This is a genomic window from Streptomyces sp. NPDC059861 (assembly GCF_042731435.1).
GTDB lineage: Bacteria > Actinomycetota > Actinomycetes > Streptomycetales > Streptomycetaceae > Streptomyces.
In genome coordinates this window covers 248371-265109 of the sequence record NZ_JBHWJQ010000001.1, presented here as the reverse complement: position 1 = coordinate 265109, position 16739 = coordinate 248371, and the positions used below count along the sequence as shown (strand labels likewise).

Below are 16739 nucleotides of genomic sequence, written 5' to 3'. Positions count from 1 at the left end.
CGCACTCACGAAAGGGCCTCCTCGGAGGCGCGGGCCGCCCAGGTCGCGAACCGCTCGCCGTCCTCGCGCTCCGCCTGGAAGCGCTTCAGGACGCGCTCGACGTAGTCGGGCAGCTCCTGCGAGGTGACCTTCAGGCCGCGCACCTTGCGGCCGAACCCGGCCTCCAGGCCGAGCGCGCCGCCGAGGTGCACCTGGAAGCCCTCGACCTGCTCACCCTGGTCGTTGACGACCAGCTGGCCCTTGAGACCGATGTCCGCGACCTGGATACGGGCGCAGGCGTTCGGGCAGCCGTTGATGTTGATGGTGATCGGCTCGTCGAAGTCCGGGATCCGGCGCTCCAGTTCGTCGATCAGGGAGGCGCCGCGCGCCTTGGTCTCGACGATGGCGAGCTTGCAGAACTCGATGCCGGTGCAGGCCATCGTGCCGCGCCGGAACGGGGACGGGCTGACCGTGAGGTCCAGCGCCTCCAGGCCCTCCACGAGGGAGTCGACCTGCGACTCGTCGACGTCCAGCACGATCATCTTCTGCTCGACGGTGGTGCGGACCCGGCCCGAGCCGTGCGCCTCCGCCACCTCGGCGATCTTCGTCAGCGTGGCGCCGTCGACGCGGCCGACCCGCGGTGCGAAACCGACGTAGAACCGGCCGTCGTTCTGCCGGTGCACGCCGACGTGGTCGCGCCAGCGCTCCACGGGCTGGGCGGGCGCGGGGCCGTCGACCAGCTTGCGCTCGAGGTACTCGTCCTCCAGCACCTGGCGGAACTTCTCCGCACCCCAGTCGGCGACCAGGAACTTCAGGCGGGCGCGGGTCCGCAGCCGCCGGTAGCCGTAGTCGCGGAAGATCGAGATGACGCCCTCGTGGACGTCCGGCACCTCGTCCAGCGGGACCCATGCGCCGAGCCGGACGCCGATCTTCGGGTTGGTGGACAGGCCGCCGCCGACCCACAGGTCGAAGCCGGGTCCGTGCTCGGGGTGGACGACACCGACGAAGGCGACGTCGTTGATCTCGTGCGCCACGTCCAGCAGCGGCGAGCCGGAGATCGCGGACTTGAACTTGCGGGGCAGGTTCGAGAAGTCCTTGTTGCCGATGATCCGGCGGTGGATCTCCTCGACGGCCGGGGTGCCGTCGATGATCTCGTCGGCGGCGATCCCGGCGACGGGCGAGCCGAGGATCACGCGGGGCGTGTCGCCGCAGGCCTCGGTGGTGGACAGGCCGACCGCCTCCAGGCGGTTCCAGATCTCGGGCACGTCCTCGATCCGGATCCAGTGGTACTGCACGTTCTGCCGGTCGGTGATGTCGGCCGTGCCACGGGCGTACTCCTGCGAGATCTCACCGATCACCCGCAGCTGCTCGGTGGTGAGCCGGCCGCCGTCGATGCGGACGCGCAGCATGAAGTACTCGTCGTCCAGCTCCTCCGGTTCCAGGATCGCGGTCTTGCCGCCGTCGATCCCGGGCTTGCGCTGGGTGTACAGGCCCCACCAGCGCATCCGGCCGCGCAGGTCGTTGGGGTCGATCGAGTCGAAGCCCCGCTTGGAGTAGATCGTCTCAATGCGTGTCCGCACATTGAGACCGTCGTCGTCCTTCTTGAACTGTTCGTTGCCGTTGAGCGGGGTGAAGTGACCCGCGGCCCACTGACCCTCACCGCGGTGACGGCTCACCTTGCGGCGGGGAGTCGCGGCAGCGGGGTTCTGCGGGTTGGCGGCCATGGTTTCTACGTCCTTCGGGACAGGGGGAAAGCGGCTCTGATCTGCGCGTACGGGCGCATGAGGGCGTACGGGCGCGCGATCGCGCAGGGACAGACGAAGCTGGGGGGATCGGCGGTGCTGGAGACGTCTCAGCTCGCCGGACAGATGGCGCTGGACATGCGGCCGAGGTCGACGTGCCGCCGACTCACCAAGGCAATTCCAGTTCCAGACATGACGGAAGCGTGTCACGGCGATCTGGACACAGTCCAGCTTTATCCAAAATGTGGACACCCTTGTCCCGGAATGTGGAACAAGGGTGTCATCGGTCACATGGCGTGAACGCCGTCTTGTCCGGCCAGGTCAGACGGGGTATGCGCCGGGCCACGGACCGGGCGTCGCGACGTCCGGCTCCTCCTCGACCTTGGTGTCGAACAGCTTGAAGCCACGGCGCAGGTAGTTGTCCATGGCGTGCTCGCCGTCCTTGCTGCACGTGTGCAGCCAGACCCGCTTCGTCGCGGCGAGCCCCGGCCACCGGTCCGCGAGATCCCACGCGCGGGCGGCGCCGTGCGCCAGCAGGTGCCCGCCGATGCGGCGGCCGCGAAAGGCGGGGATCAGGCCGAAGTAGACGATCTCCACGACACCGTCGTCCTGCGGCTCGAGCTCCACATAGCCGGCGGGCGTGCCCCGGTCGTAGGCCACCCAGGTCTCCACCCCGGGCCGCCCCAGGTGCTCCTGCCAGCGCGCGTACGGCCAGCCCAACCGGTCCGTCCAGCGGATGTCCCCGCCCACCGAGGCGTACAGGAAACGGCTGAACTCGGGGGAGGGCACCTCGGCGCGGGCGATCCGCACGTCGCCCTCCGGCGCCGCGGCCGGGAGCAGGTCGGCGGGGGCGGTCTGCTCCAGGGACCAGGTGGTCACGGGGATGTTCGTCATGCCGGTCAGGGAATCATCTAGTCCAGCGCCCTGTCGATCGTGTCCAGCGGCAGCGAGAACAGCATCCGCCCCGACTGCGACCAGACCTCGCCGCTCTCCTCCCAGTAGGAGAGGGACCGCGCGGAGCCGCTCCAGCACAGATACGTCTCGTCCGTCCCGCACCGCGCCACCCGCGCGCCGTCGCTGTCCTGCCGCCACAGGGTCCCGTGCTCGCCCGCCGTACGGGCCAGGTACCACTGGGAGCGGTGGGCGAACACACCCCGGACGCCGGCCGCCTTCGTCTCGTAGGCCTCCTGCGGCCCCGTGCCGAGCAGGCCCGCGCCGGAGGGGTCGTCGTCGAGCCCGTAGCGCCACAGCCGGGTGGGCCGGTCGGCGTCCGCCGGGACGGACTCGCCGGCGACCAGGCTGTCGGGCGTGGTGCTGCGGTCGAGGGAGAGCGCGCCGATCCGGGCCCCGGTCAGCCGGTACGAGCGGACGGCGGGCAGCGTGTAGCGGTCGCCCCGCGCCGGGGGCGTGGTCGCGGCGGTGTCGGCGGAGGCGCGCCGGATGCGGTCCAGGTCGTAGACGTACAGTCCGCGTCCCTCGTCGGCGGTGACGAGCAGTTTGTCCTGGTACCAGACCATGCCGGTCAGTGCCGAGACGAGCGGCCGGCCGACGGGGTCGCCGCTCGTGGGGACGGTGAGCGCGACCCAGGTGTAGGTGAGGCGCTCGGGATCGTTGGCGTCGACGAAGGCGACCCGGGAGTGGCCGCGCGGGTCGCTCCAGCCGGAGAGGATCACGCGGTTCGCGCCCCACCGGCCGTCGTCGTCGGCGTCCCCCGAGGTGGTCAGGCCGCCGGTGCGCCACTGCTCGGTGCCGGCCTCGTCCCAGCAGTGCGCCCGGGTGGCCGCGGGCGCTATCGGCAGCGCGGAGCGATCGGCACCGGCGCAGTCGGCCGCGGCGCGCAGGCTGCGGTCGGCGTCCGCGAGGACGGCGGCGACGCCGACGGGCCGGGCCGGTCCGTCGGGCACGGGCCGCGCGAGAGGCTTCTCGCTCAGGCGCAGATCGGCCAGGGAGGTCGCGGAGGTTATCGGCTTCAGGGCGCCCGGGTCGTTGCCGGACGTGGCCTGGGAGGTGCTGATCAGGGTGGCGGCGCCGGTGAGCGCGAGAGCGGTGCCGGCCAGGAACGCCCGCAGCGCCTGGCCCCGCTTGCGTCGGCGGTGTCTGCCGCGATGCTTCATCTGTCCTCCCGAGGTGGGCCAACTGCGCCTGTTGATCCGTGCGTTGACCTGGGAGCAGGTGGGGTGGCCCGGTAGGGGATGCTACGTCAGGTACGGCGGAGCGGGGACGAAGACCCCGTAAATATGCGGAAGAAGCTCTCGGATCTGTGGAAGTCGCCATCGGATGTACGGCGACGGCATACCCTGCTGTCACGGTGTGTAACCTCACCCCGGCTCAGAGCACCGCCGGAGCCGCCCGCACCCTGAGCACCGCCGGCGCGCCGGAGTGCGGCAACAGATCGGACGGCTCGGGTGGGAGGATCACCTGGACCTCGGCGTCATCGCAGAAACGATAGGGCCGGTGCTCCAGGATTCCCCCGAGATACCGCCGTACCCGCGACATCTCGGCGCGCACCGTCACCGTGCGGCGCGGGTCGCCGAACACGTCCGCGGCAAGCTGCGCCGCGGTGCGCCCGGCCCGGTGCTCGGCCAGCAGGAACAGCAACTCGCTGTGCCGGGGACTCAGTTCGTGGGCCCAGGAACCGGCACTGCCCGACACCGTCACCGTCCAGCGGCGCGGCTGCCCCAGGTCCAGCACGATCCGGGTGGCACCGGAGGGCAGCGGCTCGTCGGCGGGCCGCACCAGCCATCCCTCGGCAAGCGGTTCCACCCGGCACAGCCCCAGCAGGGGCAGCGGGCGGCGGCCCGGCGACAGCGCCTTGGGCAGCGCGATCCGGCTCGTGTACGGCATCCCCGTCACCGCCGCCGTCCAGCCCTCCCGGTCCACCACCAGCGCGCGGCCCGTCAGCCGGGCCAGCATCGGGGCGGCCACGGCGCGCAGCCCTTCCAGCGCCGTCAGATGCAACTCCCGCAGCCGGGCCTCGGCGAGCTTGGCGACCGAGTCGACCCAGGCGAGGGTGGCCGGATGCATTGTCTCCAGCGGCCCGCTGACGTCCACCACGCCGATCAGCCGGCCGTCGCGCGGATCGGTGACGGGGGCGCCGGCGCAGGTCCACGAGGCGTGCGAGCGGACGAAGTGCTCGGCGCCGAACACCTGAACGGGCCGGCGCACCACGGCCGGTGTCCCGACGCCGTTGGTGCCGACGGTGTTCTCCCGCCAGTCGGCGCCCAGCAGGAAACCCAGCCCGTCCGCCTTGCGCAGCACCGCGGAACTGCCCTCGCGCCACAGCACCCGGCCCTCCGCGTCGGTGATCACCATGATGTGCTGGGCGGTGTCCGCGACCGAGAGCAAGCCTTCCCGCAGCACCGGAAGCGCATGTCGCAGCGGTGAGTCCTCACGCCGCCGCAGGACCTCCTCCGGCGGCAGCAGACCGGACCGGAAGTCGTGCTCCGGGTCCACCCCGCCGCGCAGCATGCGTCCCCAGGACTCCTCGATGACCGGGCGGGGGGCGAGGTCCGGGCTCTCGCCGGAGAGCGCGGCGTCGCGTAAGGCGCTGAGCATCCGCGCGGCCCGTGGCGCGTCGACGGCGGCCAGGTGCGACACGTTCATGGGCGACCGCGGCACTGAGATCCTCCCCGGGTTCACACTGATGTGCGACCGGCTGTCAAGGCCTGGTGGCGTCGTTTTCCGGTCGCGTCCTGCTCGTGACCCATACTGCCGCCCGCCGCTGACGGAGGGGCCCAGTCCGGTCACACACACCGGAAAGTTGCAACCCCTTGCAACCCTGGTGAACCGACCTCCGGTGTTTGAAACTTGAGCGACGTCGCCCGTGCGGCGCGCTTGGCCTCAACGGGCCGGCAGGGGCAGGGGTGGTGCCGTGTCGGCGCAGCACCACCCCTGTCGGCGCGCGGCTTTCCAGGTGTCGCCCGGTCAGGGCCCCGCAGGCGTCGTACCCGCGTCAGGAGACCGGCCGCGCCCGCTCCACCACCGACGCAAGATCCAGCGTGTGCGGAAGGGTCCCGAAGGCGTTTCCCCAGTCGCCGCCCAGCCGCGAGCCGCAGAACGCGTCGGCGACCTCCGGCGGCGCGTACCGGACGAGCAGCGCGCCCTGAAGCACCAGCGCGAGCCGCTCGACCACACGCCGGGCACGGGCCTCGATGCCCTCCAGATCGGCCAGTTCGGTCAGCAGGTTCTTGATCGCGGCGTCCAGCCTGTGGTCGGCGCCGCGTGCCCGCCCGACCTCCTGGAGAAAGGCGTTGAGGGCCTCCGGCTCACGCTGCAACGCGCGCAGCACGTCCAGCGCCTGGACGTTGCCCGCGCCCTCCCAGATCGAGTTCAGCGGCGACTCGCGCACCAGCCGGGGCAGCCCCGACTCCTCGACATAGCCGTTTCCGCCGAGGCACTCGGCCGCCTCCACCGCCACCGGCGTACAGCGCTTGGTCACCCAGTACTTCGCGGCCGGCACCGCCAGCCGCAGGAACGCCCGCTCCTGCTCGCTCCCGTCGTCGTAGGCGGCGGCCAGGCGCATCCCGAGAGTCGTCGCGGCCTCCGACTCAAGAGCGAGATCGGCCAGGACGTTGCGCATCAGCGGCTTGTCGATCAGCTTGCCGCCGAACGCCTCCCGGTACGTGCAGTGATGGATCGCCTGCGCGACGGCCTGCCGCATCAGCCCCGCCGAGCCGAGCACGCAGTCGAGCCGGGTCGCGGCGACCATCTCGATGATGGTCCGCACCCCGCGGCCCTCGTCGCCGACCCGGCGCGCCCAGGTCCCGTCGAACTCGACCTCGCTGGAGGCGTTGGAACGGTTGCCCAGCTTCTCCTTCAGCCGCTGGATCAGGAACACGTTCCTGCCGCCGTCGGCGAGGACCCGCGGCACCAGGAAACAGGTCAGCCCGCCCGGTGCCTGTGCCAGCACCAGGAAGCCGTCCGACATCGGTGCCGAGCAGAACCACTTGTGCCCGGTCAGCTCGTACGTCCCGTCCTGCGCGAGCGGCCGGGCGACGGTCGTGTTGGCACGGACGTCGCTGCCGCCCTGCTTCTCCGTCATGCCCATCCCGAACAGCACCCCGGCCTTCTGCCCGGCGGGCCGCTGATCACGGTCGTAGATCATCGACGTCAGCCGCGGCTCCCACTCGGCGGCGATGGCCGGGTCGGTGCGCAGGGCGGGCACGGCGGCGTGGGTCATGGACAGCGGACAGCCGTTGCCGGCCTCGACCTGCGTCCACATGAGGAATCCGGCCGCCCGCCGCACATGCCCGGCCGGCCGTGCCCAGGCCGCGGTCAGGCCCGCGGCGACGCCCTTGCCGAGCAGCCGGTGCCAGGACGGATGGAACTCGACCTCGTCGACGCGATGCCCGTAGCGGTCGTGGGTGCGCAGGCCGGGCGGGTTCTCGTTGGCCAGCACCCCCCACTCCTGCACCTGCGCCGACCCCGAGGTGCGGCCGAGCGCCGCGAGCTCGTCCAGGGCCTCGTCGAGCAGGTCCGGGGCGACGTGCCGTTCGACGGCCGCGACGAGGGCGCGGTCGGCGCCGAAGACGTCGTATCCGACGAGCGGCGGGACCTGGTTCGTCACGATGTGGGTGCTGCGTGCCATGTCTCGGAACCTACCCCGAGCACGGGGGTGGTCACCCCACGGAAGCGGCGTCGTGGGCCACCGTCCGACCAGGGTGAACCGTGCCCGGTGCGACGGATACCTTTGGGTCGTGCAGCCAGCAAGTGACATCCCCGAACCCTCCGGTCGCCTCCACCGCGCGCGTGCCCTCTACCGGAACGTCTCGAAGCGCCGGACCGCCTGGCTGCTGCTGAAGGACACCGTCAACTCGTGCATCGAGTACCGCATCCTCGGCCTGGCCGCCGAGGCCGCCTTCTTCACGCTGTTGTCGGTGCCGCCGCTGCTCCTCAGCCTGATCGGCCTGCTCGGCTACGTCGACTCCTGGACCGGCACGGACACCATCTCCAGCCTGGAGACCAACATCCTGGAGGCCTCCCGCACGGTCCTGTCCGACAAGGGCGTCAACCAGATCGCCCGGCCGATCCTGGACGACGTGATGCAGGGCGGGCGCCCGGACGTCATCTCCATCGGTTTCCTCTTCGCGCTGTGGTCGGGATCCCGGGCGGTGAACGTCTTCATCGACACCATCACCGTGATGTACGGCCTCGACGGCGTCCGGGGGATCGTCAAGACCCGGCTGGTGGCGTTCCTGCTGTTCATCGCGGCTCTGCTGATCGGCTCGGTGGCGCTGCCGCTGATGGTGGCGGGCCCGGACGCGGTGGTGCGGATCGTGCCGTGGTCGACGACGGTGGTCCAGGTCCTCTACTGGCCCGTGGTCATGGTCCTGTCGATCATCTTCCTGACCACGCTGTACCACGTCTCCGTCCCGGTCCGCTCCCCGTGGGTCGAGGACGTACCGGGCGCCCTGGTCGCGCTCGCCATGTGGGTGCTCGGCAGCTTCCTGCTGCGTATCTACCTGGCCAACACCATCGAGGGCGCGACGATCTACGGCTCCCTGGCGGCCGCCGTCGCCGTGCTGCTGTGGATCGGTGTGTCCGCGTTCGCCGTGCTCGTCGGCGCCGCCGTCAACGCGGCGATCGACCGGGTCTGGCCGGCCGCCGCGACGGCCGCCGCCCGTGCCGCCAACGAGCGGCTGCGCGAGGCGCAGGTCGCCGAGTACGTCGCCCGCGCCGCCGCGGCCCGCGGGGCCGACCCCGACCCGGACGACCCCGACATGCCGTCCGAGTTCCCCGAGCGCTGGTCCCGCTTTCTGCCTCCGGAGGACGTGACGGCACGGCTGCGCACGCAGGTGAAGAGCTCGCACAACGCGTCGCAGAACTCTTCTCAGAACTCCTCGCAGAACTCCTCGCAGAAGGGGGCCGGGGAGAACGGAGTGGAGCCGCCCCGGGAGAAGTGAGGCCGGCCCCGGGGCGCCCGCCGCTCAAGGCGTCCAGGTTCCCGCCGCGGCGGCCTCGGTCGCGAACGCCGTGAAGTCCCGCGGCTCGCGGCCCAGCACCTGCCGGACACCGTCCGAGAGATGGGCGTTGCGGCCGTCCAGGAGCGTCTCGAACACGTCCACGAGCAGCTCCACCACCTCGGGCGGCTCCCCGAAGGCGGCCAGCCGCGCGCCGTACTCGGCCGCCGGCACCGGCCGGTACGTCAGCTCGCGCCCCGCCGCCTCAGCGACCTCCGCGACCGCCTCCCCGAAGGTCAGCAGCCGGGGCCCCGTCACGTCGATGCCCAGCCCCACGTATCGGTCACCCGCCGCCAGCGCGGCCACCACCACGTCCGCGACGTCCCGCAGATCCACGAACGGCTCCCGCACCGCACCGCCCGGGAACACCAGCTCCCCACCCAGCCGCAGCCCCTCCACCAACGGCCCCTCGCTGAAGTTCTGCATGAACCACGCGGAGCGTACGACCGTCCAGTCCGCGCCCGACTCCCGCAGCGCCTCCTCGGTCGGCCGCGCCTGCACCTCGCCCCGCGCCGACAGCAGCACCAGCCGCCGTACGCCGAGGGCGACCGCCTCGTGCGCCAGCAGCCCGACCGCGAGGGTGGCCTGCGGGGAGCCGACATCCCCGGGGTGGACCAGATACGCCGCGTCCGCGCCCCGCAGCGCGGGCGCCCACGTCGACCGGTCCGCCCAGTCGAAGCCCTGGGCGCGCGTGGCCGGCCGCACCTCCAGTCCCGCCGCCCGGGCGGCCCGCGCCACCCGGCTGCCCGCACGACCGGACGCCCCGGTCACCACTACCGTCATGTCCGTTTTCTGTGTCATGTCTCCAGTGAACTGCCGTACCGCTCCTGGGCCCATGGCTGAACGGCTCATTCCCCTACGCGCGCGTCTACGCTGACGCCATGGACCCACTCGCAGGCCTGCTGGAAGGCCCTCGCGCGCGTGGCGCCTTCATGATCCGGGCGTGTTTCGATCCGCCCTGGGCCGTGCGCGTCGAGGACCGGGCGCCGCTCACCGTGATGCTGATGGTGCGCGGCGACGCCTGGATCGTCCCGGACACGGGCGAGCCGGCGCGGCTGCGGGCCGGCGACCTCGCCATCGCGCGCGGCCCCGACCCGTACACCTGCGGCGACGACCCGGCGACGGCGGCGCAGGCGGTGATCCTGCCGGGCGGCGAGTGCCGCTACCCCGATGGCAGGCCGCTGAGCGGCCGGATGGACCTCGGCGTGCGCACCTGGGGCGACCGCCTGGACGGCGCCGCGGTGATGCTGATCGGCACCTACCTCTGGCAGGGCGAGATCAGTGGGCGGCTCCTCGACGCCCTGCCCCCGCTGCTGTCGCTGACCTCGGACGTCTGGAACTGCCCGCTCACCCCGCTCCTCATGGAGGAGATCGTGCGGGACGAGCCGGGTCAGGAGGTCGTCCTGGACCGCCTTCTGGACCTGCTGGTCATCGCCGCGCTGCGGGCCTGGTTCTCGCGCCCCGAGGCGGCGGCTCCGGCCTGGTACCGGGCGCAGGCCGACCCCGTCGTCGGTCGCGTGCTGCGCCTTCTCCAGGACGAGCCGGGCCGGCCGTGGACCGTGGCGTCGCTCGCCGCCGAGGCAGGGGTGTCCCGGGCCGCGCTCGCCCGCCGGTTCACGGAACTGGTGGGCGAACCCCCGATGACCTACCTCACCGGCTGGCGCCTCGCCCTCGCCGCCGACCGCCTGCGCGACAGCGAGGACACCCTGGAGGCGATAGCCCGCCACATCGGCTACGGCAGCGCCTTCGCCCTGTCCAACGCCTTCAAGCGGGTGTACGGGGTGAGCCCCCAGGAGCACCGGACGCGGGGGCGCGTGGTCGGGGTGGGGGTGGGGGTCTAGCGGGGCGAGCCGGACCGCGAGGTCCCGCGAGCGGGCGGACTTCGCCCCGGGCCCGGGCGCGCGGCGTAGCCTGGCCGCGTGTACGTGGAGCGGGTGTCACGGCTGGGCGGTGCGGTGGTGTGGACGAACACCCCGTGCCCCGCATCCGGCGCGGGGCGGGTGCTGCCCGACGGCTGCATGGACCTGCTCTGGCACGACGGGCGCCTGCTGGTCGCGGGCCCGGACACGCGCGCGCACCGCACGGACGGCGACGACGGCGCCTGGGCGGGCGTCCGCTTCTTCCCGGGCACCGCGCCCACCTTCCTGGGTCTGCCCGCGTACGAGGTCCGCGACCGGCGGGTCGAACTCGCCGACCTCTGGCCGGACGCGCGGGTACGTCGGCTCACCGCGCGGGTGGAGGCGGCCGCCGATCCCGCGCGCGGCCTCGAGGAGGCGGCGCTGGCCCTCGCGGCCGACGCCGATCCGCCGGACCCGCTGCTGCTGCGGGTCGTCACGACGCTGGACGCGGGCCGCCCGGTCGCCGCGACCGCCGACGAACTCGGCCTCGGAGTTCGCCAGTTGCACCGCCGGGCGCTGACCGCCTTCGGATACGGCCCGAAGACGCTCGCCCGCGTGCTGCGCCTGCAACGGGCCCTGACCCTCGCGCGGGGCGGCCTGCCGCTCGCGGAGACCGCCGTGCAGGCCGGTTACGCGGACCAGCCGCATCTGGCGCGCGACGTCAGGGACCTGACGGGCGCCACCCCGGGCGAACTACTCGGCGGCGGCTGACGGCAGCGGGGCGAACAGGTCGACGCCGTTGCCGTCCGGGTCGTTCACGACGGCGTACCGCTGGCCCCAGAAGGCGTCCCACGGTTTGAGCTCGCCGTGGTAGCCCGCGCCCACCATCTCCTCGTACACCGCGTCGACCTCGCCCGGTCCGTCGCACAGCAGCGCCAGCGAGGCCCGGCCGCCCGCGGTGGGCGGCCGCCACCCGGCATGGAAGGACCGCACGCTCTCCTCCGTGTCCAGCAGCAACCGCAGCCCGCCCGGCAGCCCGGCCTCCGCGTGCGGCTGCTCCTCCACTCCCTGGGGGAACGCGAATCCCAGGCGGCGGTAGAAGGCGACGGAGGCGGCCATGTCGGAGACGACCAGGCCGATGGCATCGAATCGTGGAGTCATGAGGCCCACGGTAGGCAGAGGCGGGGCAGGGGTCTTGAAGGAAACGGACAGCGAGCGCGGGCGCCGCGGTCAACCCGCTCAGTCGAACCGCACCGGCCCCTTCGGCGTGTCCACCGTGAACGACAGCCCCACCGGGCCTTTCGCGAGGGGCAGTTCGGTGTCCAGGGCCGCCAGGAGCGGGCGGATCTCGGCGGGGTCGGGGGCCGTGGCCGTCAGGGACAGCAGCGGGGTGACGGGCAGGCCGGTCGCGGAGGGGTGGCGTGCGGCGCTCCAGTCGATGAGGAAGGGGACCAGGCCGGAGGGGTGCGCGGCCGCGCCGTCGGTCAGGCGCCAGCGCAGCAGCGTGCCGTCGGGGGTGCGGCGGCTCATCGCCCGCGGTGTGCCGGGGTCGTAGCCCCGCGCCCGTGCCGAGGCCACCGCCGCGTCCAGGTCGGGCGGGCTGATCGCCCAGGTCAGCGTGCGTGGCGCGGGCAGCTCGTCGACGCCGAAGGGCCTGGGGCCGCCGGGCGTGGACTGCTCGGGATCCGGGCCGATGATCTCCAGGTAACCGGTTCCGCCCAGGCCGACCAGGTAGTTGCGGGTGCCGAGACCGACATGAGAACCGCCGGTCACCGGCGTCACACCGGTGCGCCGCGCGAACTCGGCGACCGTCGCCGCCAGATCCGGGGTCGCGAGGACAAGGTGGTCGAGGTGTGCGGGAATCGTGTTCATCGTCGCCGAGGCTACGCAACGCGCTCGCCCATATGGAACACCTGTGCGGCGCGATGGGTGGCCTGCCGTCGGAGGGCCATCGGTGTGGGTCGTGTACTGCATCCGGGTGGGATCGCCCGCAGGTCTGCCGTGTTTCGCCCGCTCCGGAGCCGATCCTTCGCCCCGCGCGGCCAGGATTGCGGTCATCACCAGGTCCAGTCATGAACACCGGGAGACACAGCTCGTGAGCATTCTCGACGAACCGCAGGACTCGGCGGCTGAGAGTTATTACGCGAACGAGCTGCCGGTCAGGGCCAAGCAGCCCGGCAACGTCGTGGTGAAGTGGCTGACGACCACCGACCACAAGACGATCGGCACGCTGTACCTGTCGACGTCGTTCATGTTCTTCCTGATCGGTGGCGTGATGGCGCTCTTCATGCGCGCCGAGCTCGCCCGTCCGGGCACCCAGATCATGTCGAACGAGCAGTACAACCAGGCGTTCACGATGCACGGCACGATCATGCTGCTGATGTTCGCGACGCCGCTGTTCGCCGGTTTCACGAACTGGATCATGCCGCTGCAGATCGGCGCGCCGGACGTGGCGTTCCCGCGGCTGAACATGTTCGCCTACTGGCTCTACCTGTTCGGCTCGCTGATCGCGGTGGCCGGCTTCCTCACCCCGCAGGGCGCTGCCGACTTCGGCTGGTTCGCCTACTCCCCGCTGTCGGACGCGGTCCGCTCGCCGGGTGTCGGCGCCGACATGTGGATCATGGGTCTGGCCTTCTCCGGCTTCGGCACCATCCTCGGCTCGGTCAACTTCATCACCACCATCATCTGCATGCGCGCCCCCGGCATGACGATGTTCCGCATGCCGATCTTCACCTGGACCGTGCTGCTGACCGGTGTCCTGGTCCTGCTCGCCTTCCCGGTCCTGGCGGCCGCGCTGTTCGCGCTGGAGGCGGACCGCAAGTTCGGTGCCCACGTCTTCGACGCGTCCAACGGCGGAGCACTGCTCTGGCAGCACCTCTTCTGGTTCTTCGGACACCCGGAGGTGTACATCATCGCGCTGCCGTTCTTCGGCATCATCAGCGAGGTCGTCCCGGTCTTCTCCCGCAAGCCGATGTTCGGCTACTCGGGTCTGATCGCGGCGACCATCGCGATCGCGGGTCTGTCCCTGACGGTGTGGGCCCACCACATGTACGTCACCGGCGGTGTGCTGCTGCCGTTCTTCTCCTTCATGACGTTCCTCATCGCCGTCCCGACCGGTGTGAAGTTCTTCAACTGGATCGGCACGATGTGGAAGGGCTCGCTGTCCTTCGAGACACCGATGCTCTGGGCGACCGGGTTTCTCGTGACGTTCCTCTTCGGTGGTCTGACCGGTGTCGTCCTGGCCTCGCCGCCGATGGACTTCCACGTCTCCGACTCGTACTTCGTGGTGGCGCACTTCCACTACGTCGTCTTCGGCACCGTCGTCTTCGCGATGTTCGCGGGCTTCCACTTCTGGTGGCCGAAGTGGACCGGCAAGATGCTCGACGAGCGGCTCGGCAAGATCACCTTCTGGACGCTGTTCATCGGCTTCCACGGCACCTTCCTGGTCCAGCACTGGCTGGGCGCCGAGGGCATGCCGCGCCGGTACGCCGACTACCTGGCGGCCGACGGCTTCACCGCCCTGAACACGGTCTCGACGATCAGCTCGTTCGTGCTCGGCCTGTCGGTCCTGCCGTTCTTCTACAACGTGTGGAAGACGGCCAAGTACGGCAAGCCGGTCGGCGTCGACGACCCATGGGGCTACGGTCGCTCGCTGGAGTGGGCGACCTCCTGCCCGCCGCCGCGGCACAACTTCCTCACCCTGCCGCGGATCCGCAGCGAATCCCCGGCGTTCGACCTGCACCACCCCGACATCAGCCGGCAGTACGAGCTGGAGGACCACGGCAACGTGGCCGTCCGGGCGGCCGACCGGCGCGGAGGCGAGCGATCATGAGATCCGGCCGCTCCGGCACCCCCGAGGAGGCACAGGGCGCCGTGCTCGCCAACGAGGCCGAGGGCTATCTCCTCGCGCAGGCCGAGCGGGAGCAGGCACGGTCCGAGGCCGCGGCGCTCTGCGGCCGCCTGCCCTGGCTCACGACCGGGCAGGCGGAAGACCTCACCGAGCACTACGTACAGCAGCGCATGGGCCTCACACGGCAGGCCCTGCAGGCCACCGCCGACCGGGCCAAGTACCTGCGGGGCGAATACGAAACACGCTACGCCGAGCTGCGTCGGGTCCTGCTGAGAGTCCACACCGCCTGCGCGTGCCTTCTGGTCTCCGGCTGCTCGGCGGCTCTGCTGCTGATCCGTGGATCGTGACGGCAGCGCGGTCGCCCGCTCGCGCCTAGGCTCGTGTCCCATGGCAGCGCGACTCCTCGTCTACACCCGCACCAGCGACTACCGCCACGACTCCATACCGGACGCCGTGGCCGCGGTGGACGCTCTCGGGTCCTTCGACATCGAGCACACGGAGGACCCGGCGGCCCTGGAGGCCCCGCTGGACGAGTACGCCGCCGTGCTCTTCCTGTCCACCAGCGGCGAGGTCCTCACCCCGCCCGGCCGCGAGCGGCTCGCCGCGTACGTCGGGTCGGGCGGGGGTTTCGCCGGCGTCCACGCGGCGGCCTGCACCGAGTACGACTGGCCGTACTACGGCGAACTGCTCGGCGCCCGATTCGCCCGCCACCCCGCGTACCAGCCGGGCAGGGCGCTCGTGGTGGACCGCGCCCATCCCGCGACCCGGCATCTGCCGGCCGTCTGGCACTTCACCGACGAGTGGTACGACTTCCGCCCCGGCCCGCGTGGCGCGGCGCGCGTCCTCGTGTCCGCCGACGAGACCTCGTACGAGGGCGGCGGGATGGGCGAGGACCATCCGCTGGTCTGGTGCCGTGAGCAGGGCGCCGGCCGCGTCTTCTACACGGCGCTCGGGCATGCCTCCGAGGCCTACGCGGACCCCGACTTCCGCACCCATCTGCGGGGCGGGATCGGCTGGGCGGCGGGGCTGCTGTCCTGATCGGCGGCGTTGCTCCCCTGATCGGCGGGCGGCGTGCACCGCGAGGGCCGTCGCCGCGTCCGGCACCGGAAGGTCAGGCGACCCGCGTCAGGTCCGCGTGGTGGACCTGGTGGGCGAGGGGCAGGCCTGCTGCCAGGCGGTCCAGTTCCTCGCAGACGATGTGGCCGAGGCGTTCCAGCTCGTTGCCGAGCGAACCGGCGATGTGCGGGGTGAGGAAGACGTTGGGGAGGGTGTAGAGGGGGGAGTCCGCCGGGAGCGGTTCGGGTTCGGTGACGTCCAGGATCGCGCCGAGACGGCCCGCGACCAGTTCGTCGGTGAGGGCGGCGTGGTCGACGAGGGCGCCCCGTGAGGTGTTGACGAGCACCCCGCCGTCCCGGATCAGGGCGAGGCGCTCCCGGTTCAGCAGGTGGCGGGTTCCGGGAATGTCGGGGGCGTGCAGGGTGACGATGTCGCTCCCGGCCAGCAGGGCTTCCAGCGGCAACCAGCGGGCGCCGAGCGCGGATGCCCCGGCGGCGTCCACGTAGGGGTCGTGGAGCAGGATCTCGAAGTCGTGGGGTCGCAGCAGTTCGAGGAGTCTGCGGCCCACGCGGGAGGCGCCGACGACGCCGACGCGGCGGCCCAGGTTCCCTGTCGCCGCCGTCTGCGCGGCGGCCGGTCGGGCGTGGGTGGCGCGGAAGCGCTCCCGGTGGGCGAAGACGTCCTTTCCGGCGAGCAGGATCATCGCGAGCGTGTACTCCGCCACCGGCACCGCGTTGCCGGTGACCGCGCTGGACACGGCGACGCCGTGCTTCCACAGGGCCTCGCCGACGAGCGAGCGGACGGAGCCGGCGGCATGCAGCACCGCGCGCAGCCGCGGAGCCGCGGTGAGTACGTCCTCGCCCAGCCGCGGACAGCCCCAGCCGGTGATCAGCACCTCGGCGCGGGACAGCACCTCCGTGACGCCGGGGTCGGTGAAGTCCCGTACGACGACTGCCGGATCGATGTCCACCGCCTGCCGCAACCGCGCGAGGAGCGGAGCGGGGAAGAGCAGCGGAAGGTGCACCGGATCCATGGCGAACACGGCCCTGGGCGGCGGGGCGCTGGGCATGACCCTCCTGGGGAGTGAGGGAGCGGAGGCGAGGCCGGGTGGAAGCGTCTCCGACGACCCGTCCACCGTAGATCCGGGTCCGGCACAGGAGCAATCGGCGGTCGGGCGTGGTCGCTTCGCCCACGGCGGCGTGTACGCCGAACAGCCCACCCGAGCCCCGACTCCCCGCTCGTGCGCCGGAACACATCCCGGTGATGTGATGCTCTGACCGGAGCGGTGCACAGGCGCGGCGAAGGGTGGTGGGCG

The 16739-nt window shown here is 72.0% G+C and carries 16 protein-coding genes; 6 read left to right on the top strand and 10 right to left on the bottom strand.

Annotated elements, in window-relative coordinates; genetic code table 11:
• Window positions 1-5 precede the first annotated feature (5 nt).
• From ACFV6X_RS01145 to ACFV6X_RS01120, 6 genes are all read right to left on the bottom strand, one after another.
• Entirely contained in the window at window positions 6-1703 is a 1698-nt protein-coding gene (locus ACFV6X_RS01145; protein ID WP_385375778.1) for a nitrite/sulfite reductase, read from the bottom strand.
• A gap of 128 nt (window positions 1704-1831) precedes the next feature.
• Window positions 1832-1915, bottom strand: coding sequence for a putative leader peptide (locus ACFV6X_RS01140; RefSeq protein WP_309486338.1), 84 nt, complete (start codon window positions 1913-1915; stop codon window positions 1832-1834).
• A 127-nt stretch (window positions 1916-2042) separates the two neighbouring features.
• Window positions 2043-2615 carry a GNAT family N-acetyltransferase gene (locus ACFV6X_RS01135; protein ID WP_385375775.1) on the bottom strand — a complete coding sequence of 191 codons (573 nt, stop codon included), beginning with the start codon at window positions 2613-2615 and terminating at the stop codon, window positions 2043-2045.
• Window positions 2616-2632: 17 nt separating this feature from the next.
• Window positions 2633-3835: a hypothetical protein gene (locus ACFV6X_RS01130; protein ID WP_385375772.1), complete on the bottom strand. Its 1203-nt coding sequence runs from the start codon at window positions 3833-3835 to the stop codon at window positions 2633-2635.
• Window positions 3836-4049: 214 nt separating this feature from the next.
• Window positions 4050-5324, bottom strand: coding sequence for a GAF domain-containing protein (locus tag ACFV6X_RS01125; RefSeq protein WP_385375769.1), 1275 nt, complete (start codon window positions 5322-5324; stop codon window positions 4050-4052).
• A gap of 349 nt (window positions 5325-5673) precedes the next feature.
• The gene (locus ACFV6X_RS01120; protein WP_385375766.1) at window positions 5674-7308 is read right to left on the bottom strand and encodes an acyl-CoA dehydrogenase family protein; all 1635 of its coding nucleotides are present in this window, start codon (window positions 7306-7308) and stop codon (window positions 5674-5676) included.
• A 109-nt stretch (window positions 7309-7417) separates the two neighbouring features.
• Here ACFV6X_RS01120 and ACFV6X_RS01115 point away from each other — a divergent pair, with 109 nt between their 5' ends.
• Complete coding sequence (locus ACFV6X_RS01115; RefSeq protein WP_385375763.1) at window positions 7418-8623, top strand: YihY/virulence factor BrkB family protein; 1206 nt, start codon at window positions 7418-7420, stop codon at window positions 8621-8623.
• A gap of 24 nt (window positions 8624-8647) precedes the next feature.
• Here ACFV6X_RS01115 and ACFV6X_RS01110 read toward each other — a convergent pair whose 3' ends face one another.
• Window positions 8648-9481, bottom strand: coding sequence for an NAD(P)H-binding protein (locus tag ACFV6X_RS01110; protein WP_385375762.1), 834 nt, complete (start codon window positions 9479-9481; stop codon window positions 8648-8650).
• Between the two features lie 80 nt (window positions 9482-9561).
• Between ACFV6X_RS01110 and ACFV6X_RS01105 the strand changes: the two genes are divergently transcribed.
• Both ACFV6X_RS01105 and ACFV6X_RS01100 read left to right on the top strand, forming a co-directional pair.
• A complete protein-coding gene (locus ACFV6X_RS01105) occupies window positions 9562-10521 on the top strand; it encodes an AraC family transcriptional regulator (RefSeq protein ID WP_385375759.1) in 960 nt (319 codons plus the stop codon).
• Window positions 10522-10599: 78 nt separating this feature from the next.
• Window positions 10600-11289, top strand: coding sequence for a helix-turn-helix domain-containing protein (locus ACFV6X_RS01100; protein WP_385375756.1), 690 nt, complete (start codon window positions 10600-10602; stop codon window positions 11287-11289).
• Here the strand turns inward: ACFV6X_RS01100 and ACFV6X_RS01095 are convergent.
• Both ACFV6X_RS01095 and ACFV6X_RS01090 read right to left on the bottom strand, forming a co-directional pair.
• Complete coding sequence (locus ACFV6X_RS01095) at window positions 11272-11679, bottom strand: VOC family protein (protein ID WP_385375754.1); 408 nt, start codon at window positions 11677-11679, stop codon at window positions 11272-11274. The two genes, ACFV6X_RS01100 and ACFV6X_RS01095, sit on opposite strands and share 18 nt — an antisense overlap.
• Window positions 11680-11757: 78 nt before the next feature.
• Complete coding sequence (locus ACFV6X_RS01090; RefSeq protein ID WP_385375751.1) at window positions 11758-12390, bottom strand: VOC family protein; 633 nt, start codon at window positions 12388-12390, stop codon at window positions 11758-11760.
• Window positions 12391-12613: 223 nt separating this feature from the next.
• Here ACFV6X_RS01090 and ctaD point away from each other — a divergent pair, with 223 nt between their 5' ends.
• Genes ctaD through ACFV6X_RS01075 form a run of 3 tightly spaced genes read left to right on the top strand, consistent with a single transcriptional unit; the run spans window position 12614 to window position 15406 of the window.
• On the top strand, window positions 12614-14350 hold the full coding sequence (ctaD, locus tag ACFV6X_RS01085) for a cytochrome c oxidase subunit I (protein WP_385375748.1): 1737 nt from the start codon (window positions 12614-12616) through the stop codon (window positions 14348-14350).
• Window positions 14347-14715 carry a hypothetical protein gene (locus ACFV6X_RS01080; protein ID WP_385375745.1) on the top strand — a complete coding sequence of 123 codons (369 nt, stop codon included), beginning with the start codon at window positions 14347-14349 and terminating at the stop codon, window positions 14713-14715. Before ctaD ends, ACFV6X_RS01080 begins: the two co-directional genes overlap by 4 nt.
• A 40-nt stretch (window positions 14716-14755) precedes the next feature.
• Window positions 14756-15406: a ThuA domain-containing protein gene (locus ACFV6X_RS01075; RefSeq protein WP_385375742.1), complete on the top strand. Its 651-nt coding sequence runs from the start codon at window positions 14756-14758 to the stop codon at window positions 15404-15406.
• Between the two features lie 73 nt (window positions 15407-15479).
• Here the strand turns inward: ACFV6X_RS01075 and ACFV6X_RS01070 are convergent, their stop codons facing one another.
• Window positions 15480-16493, bottom strand: a complete 1014-nt coding sequence (locus tag ACFV6X_RS01070) for a hydroxyacid dehydrogenase (RefSeq protein WP_385375739.1) — start codon at window positions 16491-16493, stop codon at window positions 15480-15482.
• Window positions 16494-16739 lie beyond the last annotated feature (246 nt).